This window comes from Acidimicrobiia bacterium (assembly GCA_036396535.1).
Lineage (GTDB): Bacteria > Actinomycetota > Acidimicrobiia > Spongiisociales > UBA5794 > DASWKR01.
On sequence record DASWKR010000065.1, the window covers coordinates 124,520 to 143,340 of the forward strand.

19 protein-coding genes are annotated in these 18,821 nt (G+C 68.5%); 18 read left to right on the top strand and 1 reads right to left on the bottom strand.

The features are described from left to right. Positions 1-98: 98 nt before the first annotated feature. The 5 genes from rplS to VGC47_12235 all read left to right on the top strand — a co-directional run bounded on the left by rplS (position 99) and on the right by VGC47_12235 (position 2,726). Positions 99-443: a 50S ribosomal protein L19 gene (gene rplS, locus VGC47_12215; protein HEX9856069.1), complete on the top strand. Its 345-nt coding sequence runs from the start codon at positions 99-101 to the stop codon at positions 441-443. Positions 444-562: 119 nt separating this feature from the next. Further along, positions 563-1,111: a signal peptidase I gene (gene lepB, locus VGC47_12220; GenBank protein HEX9856070.1), complete on the top strand. Its 549-nt coding sequence runs from the start codon at positions 563-565 to the stop codon at positions 1,109-1,111. A 77-nt stretch (positions 1,112-1,188) separates the two neighbouring features. Beyond that, entirely contained in the window at positions 1,189-1,890 is a 702-nt protein-coding gene (lepB, locus tag VGC47_12225) for a signal peptidase I (protein ID HEX9856071.1), read from the top strand. Positions 1,891-2,094: 204 nt separating this feature from the next. Beyond that, the gene (locus VGC47_12230) at positions 2,095-2,391 is read left to right on the top strand and encodes a DUF2469 domain-containing protein (protein ID HEX9856072.1); all 297 of its coding nucleotides are present in this window, start codon (positions 2,095-2,097) and stop codon (positions 2,389-2,391) included. Further along, complete coding sequence (locus VGC47_12235; GenBank protein ID HEX9856073.1) at positions 2,388-2,726, top strand: YraN family protein; 339 nt, start codon at positions 2,388-2,390, stop codon at positions 2,724-2,726. The genes VGC47_12230 and VGC47_12235 overlap by 4 nt, the downstream gene beginning before the upstream one ends. Positions 2,727-2,790: 64 nt before the next feature. Here VGC47_12235 and VGC47_12240 read toward each other — a convergent pair whose 3' ends face one another. Further along, a complete protein-coding gene (locus tag VGC47_12240) occupies positions 2,791-2,985 on the bottom strand; it encodes a hypothetical protein (protein HEX9856074.1) in 195 nt (64 codons plus the stop codon). A gap of 164 nt (positions 2,986-3,149) precedes the next feature. On the opposite strand from VGC47_12240, the gene VGC47_12245 reads away from it, so the two are divergent. From VGC47_12245 to dxr, 13 genes are all read left to right on the top strand, one after another. Next, entirely contained in the window at positions 3,150-3,935 is a 786-nt protein-coding gene (locus tag VGC47_12245) for an enoyl-CoA hydratase-related protein (GenBank protein ID HEX9856075.1), read from the top strand. 39 nt (positions 3,936-3,974) lie between these two features. Next, complete coding sequence (locus VGC47_12250; GenBank protein ID HEX9856076.1) at positions 3,975-5,528, top strand: calcium-binding protein; 1,554 nt, start codon at positions 3,975-3,977, stop codon at positions 5,526-5,528. A gap of 46 nt (positions 5,529-5,574) precedes the next feature. After that, positions 5,575-7,044 (top strand): YifB family Mg chelatase-like AAA ATPase, encoded by a 1,470-nt coding sequence (locus tag VGC47_12255; protein ID HEX9856077.1) that lies wholly within the window; start codon positions 5,575-5,577, stop codon positions 7,042-7,044. Continuing rightward, on the top strand, positions 7,041-8,096 hold the full coding sequence (gene dprA / locus VGC47_12260) for a DNA-processing protein DprA (protein ID HEX9856078.1): 1,056 nt from the start codon (positions 7,041-7,043) through the stop codon (positions 8,094-8,096). The genes VGC47_12255 and dprA overlap by 4 nt, the downstream gene beginning before the upstream one ends. 36 nt (positions 8,097-8,132) lie before the next feature. After that, positions 8,133-9,047, top strand: coding sequence for a tyrosine-type recombinase/integrase (locus VGC47_12265; GenBank protein HEX9856079.1), 915 nt, complete (start codon positions 8,133-8,135; stop codon positions 9,045-9,047). Beyond that, the gene (gene whiG / locus VGC47_12270; protein ID HEX9856080.1) at positions 9,022-9,816 is read left to right on the top strand and encodes an RNA polymerase sigma factor WhiG; all 795 of its coding nucleotides are present in this window, start codon (positions 9,022-9,024) and stop codon (positions 9,814-9,816) included. Before VGC47_12265 ends, whiG begins: the two co-directional genes overlap by 26 nt. A 337-nt stretch (positions 9,817-10,153) precedes the next feature. Further along, the gene (locus VGC47_12275; GenBank protein HEX9856081.1) at positions 10,154-11,326 is read left to right on the top strand and encodes a Fic family protein; all 1,173 of its coding nucleotides are present in this window, start codon (positions 10,154-10,156) and stop codon (positions 11,324-11,326) included. A 196-nt stretch (positions 11,327-11,522) separates the two neighbouring features. After that, positions 11,523-12,296 (top strand): 30S ribosomal protein S2, encoded by a 774-nt coding sequence (rpsB, locus tag VGC47_12280; protein ID HEX9856082.1) that lies wholly within the window; start codon positions 11,523-11,525, stop codon positions 12,294-12,296. After that, entirely contained in the window at positions 12,293-12,952 is a 660-nt protein-coding gene (locus tag VGC47_12285) for a translation elongation factor Ts (protein HEX9856083.1), read from the top strand. Before rpsB ends, VGC47_12285 begins: the two co-directional genes overlap by 4 nt. A gap of 1 nt (position 12,953) precedes the next feature. Next, on the top strand, positions 12,954-13,658 hold the full coding sequence (pyrH, locus tag VGC47_12290; protein HEX9856084.1) for a UMP kinase: 705 nt from the start codon (positions 12,954-12,956) through the stop codon (positions 13,656-13,658). A gap of 10 nt (positions 13,659-13,668) precedes the next feature. Beyond that, positions 13,669-14,214, top strand: a complete 546-nt coding sequence (gene frr, locus VGC47_12295) for a ribosome recycling factor (protein HEX9856085.1) — start codon at positions 13,669-13,671, stop codon at positions 14,212-14,214. Between the two features lie 45 nt (positions 14,215-14,259). Continuing rightward, positions 14,260-17,664, top strand: coding sequence for a phosphatidate cytidylyltransferase (locus VGC47_12300; GenBank protein HEX9856086.1), 3,405 nt, complete (start codon positions 14,260-14,262; stop codon positions 17,662-17,664). Continuing rightward, positions 17,661-18,794: a 1-deoxy-D-xylulose-5-phosphate reductoisomerase gene (gene dxr, locus VGC47_12305; GenBank protein ID HEX9856087.1), complete on the top strand. Its 1,134-nt coding sequence runs from the start codon at positions 17,661-17,663 to the stop codon at positions 18,792-18,794. Before VGC47_12300 ends, dxr begins: the two co-directional genes overlap by 4 nt. Positions 18,795-18,821 lie beyond the last annotated feature (27 nt).

Genomic DNA, 18,821 nt, shown 5'->3' on the forward strand with positions numbered 1-18,821 from the left:
CCAGCCATGGCGACGTGGGGCGGGCGGGCTTTTGGCGCAGTCGCGACCGAGGCCTATCATCCATGGCCCAGTTCAGCTCTCCAGAACCCGGAGCGGTCGTGAACACCCTGGATCACATCGAGTCCCGATACATGCGCGACGACCTGCCCGACTTCGGGCCGGGTGACACCGTGCGCGTGCACGTCAGGGTCATCGAGGGCGGCCGGGAGCGGGTCCAGCTCTACGAGGGCATCGTCATCGCACGCAGCGGCGGCGGGGTTCGAGAGACGTTCACGGTGCGCAAGCTGAGCTTCGGGGTCGGGGTCGAGCGCATCTTCCCGATCCACGCTCCGATCGTGCACAAGATCGAGGTGGCGAGGCGCGGCAACGTACGTCGCGCCAAGCTGTACTACCTGCGCGATCGTGTCGGCAAAGCCACGAGGATCAAGGAAAAGCGGGACTGACCGACCCGAACGACGCCGGGCGGCCCTCCCGGGACGCGTCCCAGCCGGAGGAAGGGCCCGGCACGGAGCCCGACCAGGAATCCGCCGACGACGAATCTCCCAGGCCCTTCTGGCGCGAGCTGCCCGTGCTCGTGCTCGTCGCCCTCGTCATCGCGGTGGTCGTCAAGACCTTCCTGTTCCAGGCCTTCTACATCCCGTCCGGGTCGATGCTCGAGACCTTGCAGATCAACGACAGGGTGATGGTGAACAAGCTGTCGTATCGATTCGGCGACGTTCACCGGGGCGACGTCGTCGTCTTCGACAGGCGCAACCGGCCGGAGGAGGGCGTGCCGGAAGCGCTCCTCCGAAACCTGCTCGAGTCCGTGGGCCTGCGGACACCCGAGGCGGACCTCATCAAACGGGTCATCGGCCTGCCGGGTGAGACGATCGAGATCCACGACAACACCGTCCACATCGACGGGGTCCCGCTCGACGAGCCGTACCTCCGACGGGGGACCCGCATGCCGGACTTCCCCGCCCAGGAAGTGCCGGACGGGACGTACTTCGTCATGGGCGACAACCGCAACTCCAGCCGGGACAGCCGCGTCGACGGGCCCGTCGCCGACGAGCACATCGTGGGTCGGGCCTTCGTCCTCGTGTGGCCGCCGAGCCGATGGGGCGGCCTCTGACGTCCACGACCGTGGTGCGATCGAGTCGGCCGGCACTCCCGAGCTATCGACCCGCCTGCGGTAACGTCCAAGGCGTCGTGACACACCCGCCCGGGACCGGAGGCCAGGAGATCGACGCCGACCCGTTCGCGCCGGCGCACGTCGCCGTTCGCGAGCTGCGTGCCGAGGCCGCCGAAAAGGCAGAGGACGAGGTCGTGAGGCGATCCTTCTGGCGAGAGCTTCCAGTTCTCGTGCTCGTCGCCCTCGTCGTCGCCATCGTCATCAAGACCTTCCTGTTCCAGGCGTTCTACATCCCGTCGTCGTCGATGGAGGACACCCTCGAAGTCAACGACAGGGTCATGGTGAACAAGCTGGCATACCGCATCGGTGACTTGAGGCGCGGCGACGTCGTCGTCTTCGACGACCCGCGCGGCTCCGACGACGGCGATGGGGGCATCATCGGCTCGCTCCTGCGCAACGTCGCCGAGTCGATAGGGCTCTCGACTCCCCGCAGCGAGTTCATCAAGCGCGTCGTCGGGTTGCCCGGCGAGTCGGTCGAGGTGCGCGACGGCGTCGTATACGTCGACGGAGAGCCCATCGACGAGCCGTATCGCAGGCAGGACTGGAGCAGGCGCGACGACTTCGGGCCGACGACGGTTCCCGACGACTCGGTGTTCGTCATGGGGGACAACCGCGATTCGAGCCAGGACAGCAGGTCGTTCGGCGCCATTCCCGTCGACTCGATCGTCGGGAGGGCGTTCGTGACCCTGTGGCCGCCTGCCCATTGGAGCGGGCTCTGAGCCGCCCGCAGGAGGCGGCGCGCCGGTCGTGTCACACCGCGGTGATAGAACACCCTCGAGGCCGGTCGGCGTCGGAGGGTCCCACCTCCGCCGGCGCCGAGCGGCCCTCCGGGGCTGCGGCGGTCGAGACTGGCGTCACCCGAACGGGCGACTACGGTATGACCGCTCGGTCGCCAAGTGCGACGAAGCGACAGGAGTGAGTGGATGGGCGAGGAAGACCTCGAACGGTACGAGACAGACGTCGAGCTGAAGATCTACAAGGAGTACCGCGACGTGCTCCCGATGTTCAAGTACGTCATCGAGACCGAGCGGCGTTTCTACCTCGCCAACGGCGTCGATGTCACCACGAAAGGCGCGGACGGTTCCGTCTACTTCGAGCTGGAGCTGGATGACGCATGGGTTTGGGACATGTACCGCCCCGCCCGCTTCGTCAAGCGGGTGAAGGTGATGACCTTTCGCGACGTCAACATCGAAGAGTTGGAGCAGGCACCCGCTCTGTGACCGCCCGCCTGGCGGTCGGCGCCTTCGGCGAAGAGGTTGCGGCGGGTTTTCTCGCCTCCCGAGGTGCGAGAGTCGTCGGGCGCAACGTTCGCCACGGCCACAGGGAAGCCGACCTCTTGGTCGAGCTCGACGGTGAGCGCGTCATCGTCGAGGTCAAGACGATGGTCTCCCGCCTCGTGGACGCCGACCCGGTCGATTGGCTCTCGGCCGAGAAGCTCGCCCACCTCGACCGGCTTCGCAACGCCTTCGGACTGCCGGTGCCGCGCCTCGACTTCGTCGGCGTCACCTTGGCGGCGGACGGGGTGACGGTCCGGTGGCTGCCCGGCATCCGCTGACACCATCCGTGTCCGCGATCGGCTGGCGTTGCGCTCGTCGTGACCGGCCGTCTCCCCGACCTCGTCAGGGCGTGCCGCGCCGGCGAAGCTCCTTGAACCAGCAGCCGCGATGCCAGTGCCTCCTGAGGTCGGGAGCCAGGTCCGGGACGACGACGAGGTGGCCGACGCCGGGCTCGATCTGTTTCTCGCAGCCGGGGCACAGGTACGTCTTGCGAGCCTGGTACGGCTGGATCGGGTGGACCGACACCGGATCGGTCAACCGAAGAAGCCCCACAGCACCAGGACGATGACGATGACGATGAAGCCGACGACGATGGCGACGTCGGCCGGGGTCTTCCTCTGGGAGCGAAAGGGATTGAAGCCCACCGCGCCGGCATGGTAGGTGGAGTGAGGCGTGGCGTCCGGGCCCGGTATCCTGCCTGCGTGGCAGACGGGATCCTGGAGATCACAGAGGAAGGCCCGATCCGCGTCGTCACGATCGCCAATCCGGGCAGCCGTAACGCCGTGCCGACGAGCGGTTGGGACGAGCTGCGGGGGGCTTTCGAGGACTTCGAGCGCTCCGACCGTCGGGTCATGGTCGTGACGGGCGCCGGGGGCGATTTCTGCTCGGGCGCCGCCCTCGACGAGTCCATGCTCGATCCCGGAGTCACGACGGCAGCCACCACCGAGTTCATGCGCCCTCCCCAGGCTGCTGCCCTGGCCCTTCACCGCATCACGAAGCCCACGGTCGCCGCCGTCGACGGCGTGGCGGCCGGGGCAGGGATGAATCTGGCGATCGGCTGTGACATCGTGCTGGCATCCGACCGTGCCCGTTTCTCGGAGATCTTCGTGAGGCGCGGTCTGACCATGGACTTCGGCGGGAGCTGGCTGCTGCCGCGCATCGTCGGGTTGGCCCGAGCCAGGGAGTTGGCCCTCACGGGACGCATGGTCGATGCGCGAGAGGCGGCTGCGATCGGGCTGGCCCTGGAGGTGGTGCCTGCCGACGGGCTTGGCGAGCGTGCTCTCGAGATCGCCCGCCAACTCGCCGACGGCGCCCCCCTCGCACAGCGGTTCCTCAAGCGAGCCCTCGATCGCTCGTCAGGGGCGACGTTCGAGCAGGCGATCGCCATGGAAGCGACCGCCCAGTCCATCCTCCTCGCCTCCGAGGACGTGCGGGAGGGCGTCGACGCCTTCCTCGGCAAGCGTCCTCCTCGCTTCCAGGGACGGTGAGCGGCGCACAAACGGCCGACTCACATACACTTGTGTGAGATGAGTTGCCCCATCGGTCGCGTCAGCAGGTCACTGTGGCTCGTCGCGATCGCCGTCTCGATGGCGGGTTTCGTAGCCGTACCGGCAGCCGCAGCGGACGAGACGTGCGACGGCAGAGCGGCGACGATCGTCGGAACGCCGGGTGACGACTTCCTCGTCGGCACGTCGGGCCGCGACGTGATCGTGGGGCTGGGAGGCGACGACACGATCCTCGGCCGGGGCGGCAAGGACGTCCTGTGCGGCAACTCGGGCAAGGACGAGCTCGACGGCGGAGGAAGCGCCGACGTCCTGATCGGCGGGGCCGGACGTGACACGCTCATCGGCGGGGCCGGTGACGACGAGCTCCGCGGAGGGGGAGCCACCGACGTCGCCGCCTTCGGGTCGGCCGCCGGCGCCGTGACCGTCGACCTGGCCGCCGGCACCGCTGCCGGCCAGGGGACGGACAGTATCGTCGGAGTCGAGAGTGTCGACGGCTCGGACTTCGACGACACCATCTCGGGAGATTCCGAAGGAAATCGCCTGCGAGGCAAGGCAGGCAACGACGACATCGTCGGACGGGGCGGACCCGACTCGCTCCAAGGCGGCACCGGGGACGACGTGCTGTCCGGTGGCGGAGGTCGAGACGGCCTCGACGGCGGGAACGGCTTCGACACCCTTCTCGGCGGCGGGAGCGCAGACGCCATCTCGGGGGGCAAGGGCAACGACACGATCAATGGCCAGGGTGGCGCCGATGTGATCGAGGGCGGCGGGGGCAGCGACATCATGTCGGGGGGGACCGGGGGTGACACCATCTCGGGCGGGGGCGGCGACGACGCCATCTTCGGGAACACGGGCAACGACACGATCACCAGCGGGGGCGGACTCGACTTCGTCGCCCCCGGTCCGGGTGACGACTCGGCCAAGGGCGGCAAGGGCGACGAGGACGAGCTGAGCTTCGCAGGAGCCGGGCAGGGTGTGACCGTCGACCTGGCGGCAGGCACGGCGACGGGCGAGGGCGACGACGTCGTCGACGGCTTCGAGTGGCTCAGCGGATCGGTGCACGACGACACCCTCGACGGCGATGGTCGCGACAACAGCATCTTCGGTGGAGACGGTGACGACGAGCTCGGTGGAGCGGGCGGAAACGACTACCTCGTTCCCGGCCGCGGCGACGACGTGGTGAACGGAGGAGTCGCCTTCGATCGGGTCTCGTACTTCGACTCGCCGACGCCGGTCAACATCAACTTCGGGAGCGACAGGGCGACGGGGGCCGGCCTCGACACCCTCATCAGCATCGAGGACGCCGAGGGGTCGAACTTCGACGACATCATCACCGGCGACGACGCGGTTGCAGGGAACTTCCTGTTCGGCCTCGACGGCGACGATCAGATCGCCGGGTTCGGCGGGAACGACTTCCTGTACGGGGGCTTCGGGACGGACGAGCTCGACGGCGGCCCCGGCACGGACGTCTGCGCAGAGGGGGAGAGCTACGTGAGCTGCGAGGACATCGGCGCCGCCGCTCCTGCGGGCCGCGGGGCCCCGGCCTGGCTCGCCGTGCTCGCCAGACGAGCCTGAGCCGGGTCCCCTCCTTCGTGTCACACCGGGTCGATACGGTGCCGGCATGTTCTCAGCCGTCACATCAGTAGCCCTCGTCGGGGTCGAGCCTCGCCCGGTGCGGGTCGAGGTGCACATCACGGGGGGTCAGCCGGCCATCGCCATCGTCGGTCTCCCGGACGTGGCCGTTCGCGAGGCAAGAGAGCGCGTGCGGGCCGCCCTCGTCTCGAGCGGGTTCAGGTTCCCGGCCCGTCGAGTCGTCGTCAACCTCGCCCCGGCGGACATCCCCAAGGCCGGGAGCGCGTACGACCTCCCGATCGCGCTCGGTGTGCTGGCGGCGTGCGGTGAGGCGCCGCCGGGGGCGGCAGGCGTCGTCGCTCTCGGCGAGCTCGCCCTCGATGGGGCGGTGCGGGCCGTCAGGGGCGGCTATGGGGCCGCCCTCGTCGCCAGGGCGGGAGAGAAGCCATGCCTCCTGTCGCCGGGCTCGGCGGTCGAGGCCTGCCGTGTCGCCGGCGCCGACGTGCGGGCCGTGCTCACTCTGCGTGACGCCGTCGACGTCGCCACCGGCCGTGCCGAGCCGGCGCCGATCCCGGTGGGTTGCCCGGTCGAGGAGCCGGCGCTCGACCTCGCAGACTTGAAGGGCCAGGTCGTGGCGCGCCGGGCACTCGAGGTCGCCGCGGCGGGAGGCCACCACATGCTGCTGTCCGGCCCCCCAGGGGCCGGCAAGACCATGCTGGCACGGTCGCTGCCCGGCATCCTCCCGCCACTCGAGGACGAGGACGTCAACGAGGTCTCATTGGCGTGGGCGGCGGCGGGCAGGATGCGGGGTACGACCAGGGTGCCGCCGTTCCGGGCGCCACACCACTCGGCGACCATGGCGGCGCTGGTCGGGGGCGGAAGCGGCGTGCCCGTCCCGGGAGAGGTCACCCTGGCCCATCGCGGAGTCCTCTTCCTCGACGAGTTGTGCGAGTTCCCGAAGCAGCTCCTCGACGGGTTGCGGCAGCCGATCGAGGAGGGGTCGCTCGTCATCTCCCGGAAGGGAGCGACTGTGGAGTTCCCGAGCGACGTCCAGCTCATCGCCGCCACGAACCCGTGCCCGTGCGGACACTCGGGAGACAGGACGAAGGCGTGCGCCTGCACCCCGAGGACGGCCGAGCGGTATCGGGCCAGGCTCTCCGGGCCGATGCTCGACCGGTTCGATCTGCGGCTCTCCGTGGGCGCCGTGCCGTCCGCCGAGCTGGCAGGGCGAGGTGGTGAGCCGAGTGCAGCAGTGCGGGAGCGGGTGGTCGCGGCCCGCAAGCGGCAGACAGACCGCGGGCGTCTCAACCGAAGACTGGGCAGCCGTCAGCTGGCTGCCCTCGACTGGGACCCGGCCGCTTCTGCGCTCCTCGCAAAGGCGGTCGACCGCCTGGCCCTCACGGCCAGGGGGTGGGACAGGGTTCGCCGGGTGGCCGCCACGATCGCAGACCTCGACGAGTCGGCCGTCATCGGCGAGCCGCACATGGCGGAAGCGCTCACGTATCGGAGCGCGTCGTGACCGAGGATCATCGCCTGCGGCTCGCATTCGCCGGGCTCCATCCCGAGCAGGTCGAACGACTGCTGTCCGAGGGCTCGGCGCGGCGCGCCCTGGCGAAGGTCGAGAACGGCCAGATCGGCTCGCCGGTCGCCCGAGCCGCCGCTCGCGTCCCGGCAGACCAGCGGCGTCGCGAGCTCGAGCGACTCGGCATCACCGTCGTCTTCCGTGGGGGGCCGGGCTACCCGGAAGCGCTCCAGGGACGGCAGAACGCTCCTGACTCGCTGTTCGTGCGCGGCTCGGTGGCGGAGGGACCGGCCGTGGCCGTCGTCGGGACCCGTCGCTGCACGATCTACGGGAGGCGGCTCGCTCGCAGCTACGGCAGAGCGGTCGCCAAGGCGGGGTGGCCACTCGTGAGCGGGTTGGCTCGCGGCGTCGACGGCGCCGCCCACGAAGGCACGGTCGATGTCGCCGGGCAGGGGATCGCCGTGCTCGGCAGCGGCATCGACGTGCTCTATCCCGCCGAGCACCGTGCGCTGGCGCAGCAGCTCGTGGACAACGGCGGTGCAATCGTCACGGAGTACCCGCCGGGCACGCCGCCCGAGGGATGGAGGTTCCCTCCCCGCAACCGGATCATCTCGGGGCTGTCGGGCGCCGTCGTGGTCGTCGAGGCAACCGTCAAGGGTGGCGCCCTCATCACCGCGTCGGCAGCCCTCGAGCAGGGCATCCCGGTCTTCTCGGTACCCGGAGACGTCGACCGTGACTCGTCGCGGGGCTGCAACCTGCTGATCAGGGACGGCGCACACCCGGTGCTCGACCCCGACGACCTCGTCGAGGAGCTCGAGCTCGTGCTCGGCCCGGCGCCGCGTGGCCGAAGGCGTGGCGGCGTCCCTGCGGACGTCGATCTCCCGAACGACGTCATCGCTGCCATCGAGGGTATCGGTGTCGGTCAGAGCGTCGACGAGTTCGCCGCGAGAGCCGGCGTCGACGCGGTCGCCGCCCTCGTCCTCGTCGGCCTCCTCGAAGCGAACGGCCTGGTGTGCCGGGAGGGCTCGCTGCTCACGAGGGCACCGTGACTGCCGAACGTCGCGCAACGAGGTCGCGAAGTTCGCATGCCGCGTGCCACCATGGGCGCCGTGTCTGCACTCACCGTCGCCCCGTGGTTCGAACGGCGGGCCGTCGCCTACCTCGAACGCATCGCCGCCGAGCGTGGGGCGTCGCCGCACACGATCGCCGCCTACCGGTCGGACCTGATGCAATTCGGTGTCTTCTGCACCCGGCTCGGCATCGACGGGCTGGGCGGGATCACCAGGACCACCATCCGCCGCTACATGGGCCAGCTCGCAACGAGGGGATACGCCAAGCGATCGGCGGCCCGCAAGGCTTCCGCCATCCGTTCGTTCCTCGATGACGCCGCCCGGCGGGGGGAGATCCCGGCCAACCCTGCCGTCGGGGTCTCGCAGCCGAAGAAGCCGCAGACGCTCCCGAAAGCGCTGCCCGCCGCCGGTCTCGCCTCGCTGCTCGACGGGCTGACCGGCGACGACGCCGTCTCGCGGCGGGACAGGGCGATTCTCGAGATGCTGTACGCCACGGGCTTGCGCGTCTCCGAGCTGGCATCTCTGACAGTCGGGTCGCTGCGGGGAGACGACTTCATCACGGTCACCGGGAAGGGAGGACGGGACCGGGCGGTCCCGGTGGGTGCTGTGGCGCAGCGTGCCCTGGCGGCGTATCTCGCCGACGGCAGGCCGTTGCTGGCGACCCGAGAAAGCGGATCTGCACTCTTCCTCGGTGCCAGGGGCAAGCCCCTCGACGCCAGGGGCATCAGGCGGGTCGTGAAGTCTCGGGCCGGCACCTTCCCGCACGCCCTGCGCCACTCGTTCGCCACCCATCTCTTGGAGGGTGGCGCCGACCTGCGTAGTGTGCAGGAGCTTCTGGGGCACGTAGAGTTGGCTACGACCCAGATCTACACTTCTGTGTCCCGCCGACATCTCAAGGCAAGCTATGACCGAAGCCATCCGCGTGCCTGAGCGCGGCGAGAAAGAGCTCGAAGAGCTGTGGGAGCGCTTCAAGTCCACCAGTGACGCCAAGGCGCGTGAGGGACTCATCCTGCACTACTCGGCGCTCGTCAAGTTCGTGGCCGGTCGCTTGAGGGCCGGGCTCCCGCGCAACGTCGACCCACAAGATCTCGTTTCGTACGGCACGTTCGGCCTCATCGATGCCATCGACAAGTTCGATCCGGAGCGCGGCTACAAGTTCGAGACGTACGCGGTCAACCGGATCAAGGGAGCGATACTCGACGAGCTGCGGGCCCTCGACTGGGTGCCCCGCTCCGTGCGGGCACGGGCCCGCGAGATCCAGCGAAGCCTCGCCGAACTGGAGCACGCCCTGCAGCGCACGCCAACGGACGAGGAGCTCTCCGAGCACATGGGGGTTCCTCTCGAGACCCTGCAGGATCACCTCGGCGAGATCTCGACGCTCGGCTTCGTCGCCCTCGATGAGCTGCTCAACCCGGGGGAGCGCGACTCGGCCGCGGTCGGCGACGTTCTCGCCGACCCGACGGCGAGCGACCCGAGCGGATCGTTCGAGAAGGAAGAAACTCGCTATCTGCTCGCAGATTCGATCAACCGCCTCGGAGACCGGGAACGCCTCGTGGTGACCCTCTACTACTACGAGGGCCTCACCCTCGCCGAGATAGGCAAGGTCCTCAGCGTCACGGAGTCGCGGGTGTGCCAGATCCACACCAAGGCCGTGATGAGCCTCAGGAACCGCCTTATGGAGCCCCCTTACCGCAAGTGACGGGGGGCCCGACCCCGGCGATGAGCAGTGGGTCCGTTTGAGCTTCGGGGGTTCGCATGCCGCATGACGAGCGTGCGGACCTGCAACCGGGAGCCGAGTTGTTCACGAACGTGCAGGCGTCGTGCGGGTTGCCCTCCCCGCCGAGCCAGGACGGGACGAGCTTGGTAACGGCGTTCTTGGCAGCTCTCGTGACCCCGGACCGTGCCGCGGGTGCTCATGCCCTCCACCAGGCAGCCGATCTGTCGCCGTCGTTCCTTGCTCAGCTTGTTCACCGTACCGACCATCATGCTGGAATGTAGGTTGTGAACCCACACGATGATAGTTATTATCTAGCACAGTGGTAGATAGAAACAAAGTTACGAACTTGTTGTTATCGACTCCCGAGATCGATGACCAGGAGCAAGCAGTACTGGAGCAGATGGAGAGCCTTTGGAAGGATCTTCGGCACTCGCTGTTCGAGCCCCGGCGCTGGTATGGGTCGCTGCGGCGACTGTCCCTTGCTCGCGCAATCCAAGGGTCGAACACGATCGAGGGGTACGACGCCGCACTGGACGACGCGGCTGCCGTTGCCCTTGGGGAGGAGCCGCTGGATGCCAGCGAGGAGACTTGGCGGGCCCTCCAGGGATATCGCGACGCAATGACCTACGTCGTGCAACTGGTAACCGAGGACGACTTCGAGTACAGCACACGACTGTTCAAGAGCCTTCACTTCTTGATGACGAGCTACCGGCTGGAGAACCGCCCGGGCTTGTGGCGCCAAGGCACGGCGTACGTCAGGAGAGAAGACACGGGACAGATCGTGTACGAAGGCGCCGACATCTCGCTGGTCCCGGATCTCATGGAACATCTGGCCGCTTCGCTGAACGATCCAGACGACACTCCTCCGCTGATCCGCGCAGGGATGGCACACCTCAACCTCGTGATGGTCCATCCGTTCAAGGATGGCAACGGCCGCATGGCCCGCTGCCTACAAAGCCTTGTTCTCGGGCGCGAAGGCATCCCTCTTTCTCCGGTCTTCCTAAGCATCGAAGAGTACCTTGGGAGAAACACCCAGGTATACCATGACGTCCTGGCGAACGTGGGCGGGGGGGAGTGGCAGCCGCATCGAGATGCACGCCCTTGGGTTCGCTTCACATTGACGGCACACCTCCACCAAGCGCGGAAGTTGGTCCAGCGCATCTCGGAGTCTGAGGAGATGTGGGGGCGACTAGAGGAGCTTGGAACCAAACACGGCCTCATCGATCGCTGCCTCGTCGGACTCTTTGATGCCGCGATGGGCATGCGCGTCAGAAACTCAACCTACAGAGCAGCGCATGAGGAGATGGGTGAGGCGATCAACGAGGCAACCGCCACACGCGATCTGCGCCGAATGCTCGACGCCGGCTTGGTCCACGCACGAGGTGAGAGGCGCGGCAGGTACTACGTCGCAGCAGAGCCCCTGAGAGAAACCCGGAAAGAGGTCATCGCCCGACGCGATCCGCACATGTTCTCAGACCCCTTCGCAGCCTGATCGAGGTCTCGAAAACTGAACCACTACCCGGCGGTGAGGGCGCCGGTACGGGCTACACTCTCGATCCAACACACACGTCTGCTGCGACCTCCAGTGGTCGAGGTGCCATCTCCGCCGAGAGGCCCTCGTGGAGCCCGGTGCGCAAGCCGTCCCGGATGGCAGGCGGAGGAACAACCCGAACATCAGGAGGAATCTCTTGGCCGTCGTGACCATGCGGCAGCTTCTCGAAGCAGGTGTCCACTTCGGGCACCAGACCCGTCGGTGGGACCCGAAGATGCGCCCGTTCATCTTCGGCGATCGCAACGGCATCCACATCATCGACCTGCGCCAGACGCTCGAACGCATCGAGGAGGCGCACAAGTTCATCCGTGAGACGACGTCCACAGGCGGGACCGTGCTGTTCGTCGGAACGAAGAAGCAAGCCCAGGGAGCCATCAAGGATGCGGCCGATTCGTGCGGCATGCCGTACGTCAACCAGCGATGGCTGGGCGGGATGCTCACCAACTTCCAGACCATCAACCAGCGAATCCGCTACATGCTCGAGCTCGAGCGGATGGACAACTCGGGCGAGATGAACGCCTTGCCGAAAAAGGAGCGCCTCCGGCTCCGCCGCGAGCTCGAGAAGCTCCTCACCGTCCTCGGGGGCGTCCGTGAGATGACCCGGCCCCCCGACGCCGTGTTCATCATCGACATCAAGAGCGAGCACATCGCAGTCGCCGAGGCGGCAAGGCTCGGTATCCCGATCGTTGCCGTCGTCGACTCGAACTGCGACCCCGATCTGATCGACTATGTCATCCCAGGCAACGACGATGCCATCCGCGCTTCGCAGCTCCTCAGTGGGATCGTCGCCGATGCCGCTCGCTCAGGCAGGGAGCTGAGCGAAGCGGGACGCAAGGACAGGGCGCAGTCCCTGGATGCCGAGGCCGAGGCGGCTGCCGTCGGGCATGACGGTTCTCGGGCGGGCGCGTGAGCGAGATCTCCGCCAAGGACATCCAGCGGCTCCGCCAGCTCATGGGGGCCGGGATGATGGACGCCAAGCGGGCGCTCGAGGAGTCGGGCGGCGACTTCGAGAGGGCGAAGGACATTCTGCGCGAGAAGGGCCAGGCCGCAGTGGCGAAGCGCTCCGACCGCGCCGCCACCGAGGGGACCGTCGGGAGCTACCTGCATCATCAGGCGGGCCGGCCGGTGATCGGAGTCCTGGTGGAGCTGGCCTCGGAGACGGATTTCGTCGCCAAGAGCGACGACTTCCAGGCGGCCGCCAACGACATCGCCATGCACATCGCGGCGGCGCGCCCGGAGTGGGTACGTCGACAGGACGTCCCCGCGGCGGTGCTCGCCAAGGAGCGAGACCTCATCGCAGCCCAGGCGCGCAACGAGGGCAAGCCCGACCACATCGTCGACAAGATCGTCGAAGGGCGCCTCCAGTCGTTCTACGAGGACAACGTCCTGTACGAGCAGCCCTTCGTCCGCGGTGAGCGATTCGACGGTACCGTTGGCGAGATGGTGGAGCAGCTGGCAGCCGCGATGGGCGAGAACATCTCCGTTGCCCGCTTCTCACGGATGCAGGTCGGCGAGTCCCCGAGCGCCGCCGACGGTGGGACGAGCCTCGAGTCGGCGAGCGCCTGAGGTGGGTAGACGCGTCGTCCTCAAGCTGTCCGGCGAGGCCTTCGCCGATCCCGTCCTCAACTACGGCATCGACCCCAAGGTGGTGGCGGCGGTGGCGGAGGAGATCGCCGACGTCCACTCCGAGGGGCACCAGATCGCCGTCGTGGTGGGTGGAGGGAACATCTTTCGCGGGATCTCGACGGCGGCCGCCGGGATGGACAGGGCGAACGCCGACTACATGGGGATGCTGGCGACCGTCATCAACGCCCTGGCCGTGCGCGATGCCCTCGAGCGTGCAGGCGCCGAGTGCCGGGTACAGACGGCGATCACGATCCAGCAAGTGGCCGAGCCGTACATCAGGCTGCGCGCCATCCGCCACTTGGAGAAGAACCGGGTGGTCGTGCTCGCCGGCGGCACCGGGAATCCCTTCTTCACGACGGACACGACTGCGGCGCTGCGCGCCGCCGAGATCGGGGCCAACGCCGTGCTCAAGGCGACCAAGGTGGACGGCGTCTACGACAGCGACCCGGTGACGAATCCGGACGCCAAGCTCATCGAGGACGTCTCCTACATGGAGGTGATCTCCAAGCGGCTCCAGGTCATGGACTCGACGGCCATTACGATGTGCATGGACAACGAGCTCCCGATTCGGGTGTTCAACATCTCGAAACCCGGAAACATCGCCGGCGCCGTCAGAGGTGACAGTGTCGGGACACTGGTGCACTGAGGTGGTGGCCGTGATAAACGACGTTCTCGATGACGCCACTCAGAAGATGGATCAGGCGATCTCCCACACCGCCCAAGAGTTCGGCAACGTGCGCACCGGGAGGGCGAACCCGGGACTGCTCAGCCGTATCCAGGTGTCCTACTACGGCACACCAACCCCACTCCAGCAGATCGCGGGCTTCTCGGTCCCGGAACCTCGCCTGCTCGTGGTTCAACCGTACGACAAGTCGGCGATGAAGGACATCGAGCGGGCCATCCAGGAGGCCGACATCGGATTGAACCCGTCGAACGACGGCTCGGTGATCCGCCTCGTCTTCCCCGAGCTCAACGAGGAGCGTCGCAAGGAGCTCATCAGGCTGGTGCGGCACCTCGCCGAAGAGGGGCGAATCGCCATTCGGAACGTGCGCAGGCACGCCAAGGACGAGCTGGAGGCGCTCGACGTCTCGGAGGACGACATCCGCCGCGGGGAGAAGGACCTCCAGGAGCTAACCGACAAGCACATCGCCCGTCTCGACGAGCAGCTCACCCACAAGGAAGCCGAGCTGTTGGAGGTCTGACCAGGGTGGCACATGCCCTCCGTAGCACGGCTCAAGGAAGGTCCTGTGCCTCGCAGACGGCCTGAGCCCGAGTTCGACCCGCATCCCGGCGATCCGTGGCACCCGCGATGGGTGGATTCGGACGACCTGTTCGTGTACCTCACCGACGAGGAGATCGCCGCCGAGCAGCAGGCCCTCGACGACGCGATGGCACACGTCGACGAGTTGCTTCGCGACCTGGCGTCGTCCGACAAGACGTCCGCGTCGGTGCACGCCGCCGCCGAGACGGGTCGACTGGAGCGGGCGACCGAGCGCCAACGCGCCCTCATCTCGGCAGGCATCATCTCCGCCTGGGCGGCCGGGGAGTCCACGGCCCGGGCACAGGCAGAGGGCGCCCGGCGGTCAGGCGAGACCGTCAGGGCATCCGCCGCCGTCGAGTTGGCCCGGACTGGCGCCGCCGACGAGGCCGCCCGGGGCTTCGCCGGCGAGCTGGCATCCTGGGAAGGGTTCCGCGTCACAGCACTGGCGGCTTTCGAGAACGACAGGGCCGGACATCAGGTCGAGGTTGCTCGCGGCGCCCAAGCTGCCGCAGTGATCGCAGCGTGGTCCGAAGACGCCCGAGCCTCGGCCGCCCGCACGCTGGCCCGAGTGACGAGCGCCGAAGGGGACCGGCTGCGCCACCAGCTGCGCACGGCAGCAGGAGAACACGTGTCTCGGCTCGTCGGTGACGGAGCAAGCTCCGGCGGCGATTGGGGAGCCGAGCAACGCCGGTTGGCCCGGCAACTCGAGGCGGTGCACGCCGACGGGGCGCATGCGGCAGCCCTCGAGCTCGTGGATGTCATGCAGGCTGCAGAGGCGAACGATCGGCGGACCCACGAGAGCGTCGAGTCTCAGCGGATGGGCGCCCAGACCGGTTCGGCGGCGCGGGCACACGGCGAGGCGCTGGCCGCGGCAGTGCTCGGTCCGCTGCAGGACCAGCAAGTGACGGCGGCACGCCACCTCGAGCGGTCGGAGGGCGAACGGCTCGACCGTGCCATCGAGCTCGGGCGGTCGTCCGACGCGGCGTCGACGGCGCGGCAGCTGGCGGCCGAACTGGCTGCGGACGATGCATGGCGCACCATGAGAAGACTCCGCGACGAGATGGAGCGCTCGGCGGCGTCGATCGCGGCGGCGTCCGAGGCAGACGACGACGCCAGGGCAGCGATGATCCAATCAGAGATGTCGGCTGCGGCCGCCCGGGCTGCCGCAGCCCGGCGAGACGGCTCCGCCAGGGAGCTTCGGTCGGTGCTCGCCGTCGTCACCGGGATCGCGGCACGGGAAGCGCTGGCCGAGACGGCGGGCATCGGCGCAGCCGCATCGCTGACTCCGGTCGAGCCCGGCGGCGTGCCAGAATCGTTGCCTAGCTGGTGGAGCCGCCTCACCAAGAGGCTTCGCAGGGCCTCGCACGGGAACGGACCCGGGATCGTCGAGGCGGTGCCGTCGCATCGATCGGAGGAACCGTTGCAGCGCGACACGCCTGAGCCGCCTGAAGGCGAGGACTCGACCGCGTATGCGTCGTCCCCCGATGAATCCCCGACCGAGCACGGCGGGTCCCCGGCCGACGCCGTAGGGGATGCCGAGGGTGCGTGGCTCGACGATGCTTTCCTCGACGACGCCCTCGCCTCCGGCGTCAAGGACGGCGGCGGCGTCGAGGACGGCGGCGGCGTCGAGGACGGCGGAGGAGTCGAGGACGTCGGAGGAGTCGAGGACGTCGGCGGCGCAGAGGTGACCGATTTGGACGTGATCGGCCAAGTCGAGGCCGGGATCGCCGGCGGGGCGCCTTCCGGTGAGATCGAACCCATCGACATCGCGTCTCTGGGCGACCAAGACGAACCCATCGACATCGCCTCGCTCGGCGACGACGAAGCCGCCGGGCAGGACGGGGGGGCCGTGCAGGACGCACCGGAGGTCGAGGACGTGCAGGCGGCCGAGGACGTGCAGGCGGTCGAGCACGCACCCGAGGTCGAGGACGTGCAGGCTGCCGAGGACGAGCGGGCAGACGACGACGGGGTGGGCAAGGACGCCGTATCCGACGAGGAGACGCCCGGGCCGGAAGAGGAGCGGCCGGGGACCGACCTCGACGCGCCCCTCGCCGGCGACGGCTCACCGTCCCACCCTGCTCCCGAGGACTCACATCACGCTGGGGAGGAGCCGCACGGGGAGTCTCCGGGTGCCTCGGCGATCCCTGCAGATGCCGCACCGGACGACACCGGCGCACAGCCCGGCCCTGACGATGGATTCGACGAGTTCGAGCTCGAGCCGATGGCGCTGGCCACTCCAGCGGACGAGACCGATGCAGACGGCCGCGGCGAGGACCTCCTCGACGAGATGGAGGCCTGGTCGGATCCGGGATGGGGTGTGGAGGCGCCGGCGGAGGAGGAGGGCCAGATCGAGTTCGCATGGCAAGGCGACGAGATCGACACGATCCCCGACTTCGCCGACTTCACGTCGGACGAGTACGTGAAGAACACCACCGAGGAGTACGCCGGGCTGGCCGCCGAGGTGGCCCGCTCGGCGAGGGAGGTCCACGAGCTCAGCCCCGTCGCCGCTGAGATTCCCGGCATCGAGAGCGGCGTCCTCGGCCTCGACGACGTCATCGCCGCCTCCGGCGGATTCGGGCCGGATGTGGTCGAGGAGCGCCGGTCCGACCTGCCGGTTCGAGTCACGACCGGCATCGGCCTCGTGGTCCTCTTCGTCCTGTCGCTCACGTACCAGTTGTCCGTCGGGCTGCTCATCGTGGCGATCATGCTCCTGGCGGCCGGCGAGTTCTTCGCAGCCCTCGTGAGGAGCCGATACCGGCCGCTCACCCTCTTCGGCCTCGTCGGCACGGGAGCGGCGCTGCTGAGCACTTGGGTGTGGGGGGTGGGCACGCTCCCGACCGTTCTGCTGCTGACCTCCCTCGCCGTAGTGCTGTTCTACGCCATCAGCCAGCGCCCCGCACCGCTCGTCAACATGGCGGTCACACTGATGGTCGTGGTCTGGGTCGGAGGGCTGGGGTCGTTCGCCATGGAGATCGTCGACGCTCCCGATTACCGATGGCTCATCGGGGCGTTCGTGGTGACGGTCGGCGCCATGGACATCGCCCAGTACTTCTTCGGGCGGCGCTTCGGCAGGAGGCCGCTCGCTCCTCGAGTCTCGCCGAAGAAGACCCTCGAGGGCCTCATCGCCGGTGTCGTCGTCGCCATAGGCGTCGGGGCGCTGTGGGGGTTCGCTCCACCGCTCGACCTGGCGACGGGCCTCACGCTCGGTGTCGTCGTCTCGATCGTTGCTCCGTTCGGCGACCTTGGCATCTCGGTGATCAAGCGGGCCCTCGGCCTCAAGGACATGGGAACGATCCTCCCGGGCCACGGCGGGGCTCTCGACAGGATCGACGCCATGATCGTCGCCCTGCCGGCAGCGTGGATGGTGTTCGCCTGGGCCGGAGTTCTGTGACGCGACCGCTCGTCGTTCTCGGCGCCACCGGTTCGATAGGGCGTCAGACGATCGAGGTCGCCTCCTACCTCGAGCTGGAGGTCGCGGCGCTCGTCGCCGGTTCGCCGTCCGACGATCTCGCCAAGCTGGCGACCGAGATCCCCGAGGCGATGATCGTGGTGGCCGAGGAGAGCGCCGAAGCGCGGGCCCGATTCGGAGGGTTCGGCAGGCGGGTCGAGTTCGGCGAGGCGGCGGTCGCCGAGGCCGCCGCCCGGCCAGGCTCCACCGTCGTCAACGGGATCGTGGGGGCCGCCGGGCTGCGGCCTTCGGTCGCCGCGCTGCTGGCAGGCAACCGGCTCGCCCTTGCCAACAAGGAGAGCCTGGTCGCCGGGGGTCCTGTCGTGAGGGCGGCTCTCGAGGCGGGGCATGGGGAGCTGATCCCCGTCGATTCGGAGCATTCGGCCCTCTGGCAGTGCCTCGTCGGGGAGGACATCGAGACGGTCAGGAGGCTCATCCTGACGGCGTCGGGTGGGCCGTTCCGGGGCGCAGATCGTGCCCGCTTGGCCTCGGTCACGGTCGACGAGGCCCTGCGGCACCCGACGTGGAACATGGGTCCACGGATCACCGTCGACAGCGCCACCCTCGTCAACAAGGCGCTGGAGGTGATCGAGGCCTACCTCCTGTTCGAGATCGGCCTGGCTGCGATCGACGTCGTGGTCCACCCCAAGAGCATCGTCCACTCCCTCGTCGAGTTCGTGGACGGGTCGATCAAGGCACAACTCGGCGATCCCGACATGCGCAAGGCCATCCAATACGCAATCACGTATCCCGGCAGGCAGCCGGCGGCGCGCCTCGGGTTCGATCTCACCGCGGAGCCACTCGTCTTCGAGCCGGTCGATCGGGCCGCCTTCCGTGGCCTCGACCTCGGCTACCAGGCTGGGACGGCCGGGGGATCTGCGCCTGCGGTGCTGAACGCTGCAGACGAGGTGGCCGTCGATGCGTTCCTGGCGGGCCGCATTGGGTTCCTGTCGATCACGGACGTGATCGAGGAATGCCTCGACGCGATCGAGGTCGTGCCGCTCGAGAGCGTCGACCACGTGATGGAGATCGACGCAGAGGCTCGCCGCGTCGCTCGGTCGGTCGTCTCGTGACGTCCGCTGTAGTGCGTCCGCCTCTCT

Coding starts and splice junctions, on each gene's coding strand:
- VGC47_12230 (HEX9856072.1), top strand. CDS start 2,095: ATGGGCGAGGAAGACCTCGAACGGTACGAGACAGACGTCGAGCTGAAG.
- VGC47_12250 (HEX9856076.1), top strand. CDS start 3,975: ATGAGTTGCCCCATCGGTCGCGTCAGCAGGTCACTGTGGCTCGTCGCG.
- VGC47_12255 (HEX9856077.1), top strand. CDS start 5,575: ATGTTCTCAGCCGTCACATCAGTAGCCCTCGTCGGGGTCGAGCCTCGC.
- VGC47_12265 (HEX9856079.1), top strand. CDS start 8,133: ATGCCGCGTGCCACCATGGGCGCCGTGTCTGCACTCACCGTCGCCCCG.
- whiG (HEX9856080.1), top strand. CDS start 9,022: ATGACCGAAGCCATCCGCGTGCCTGAGCGCGGCGAGAAAGAGCTCGAA.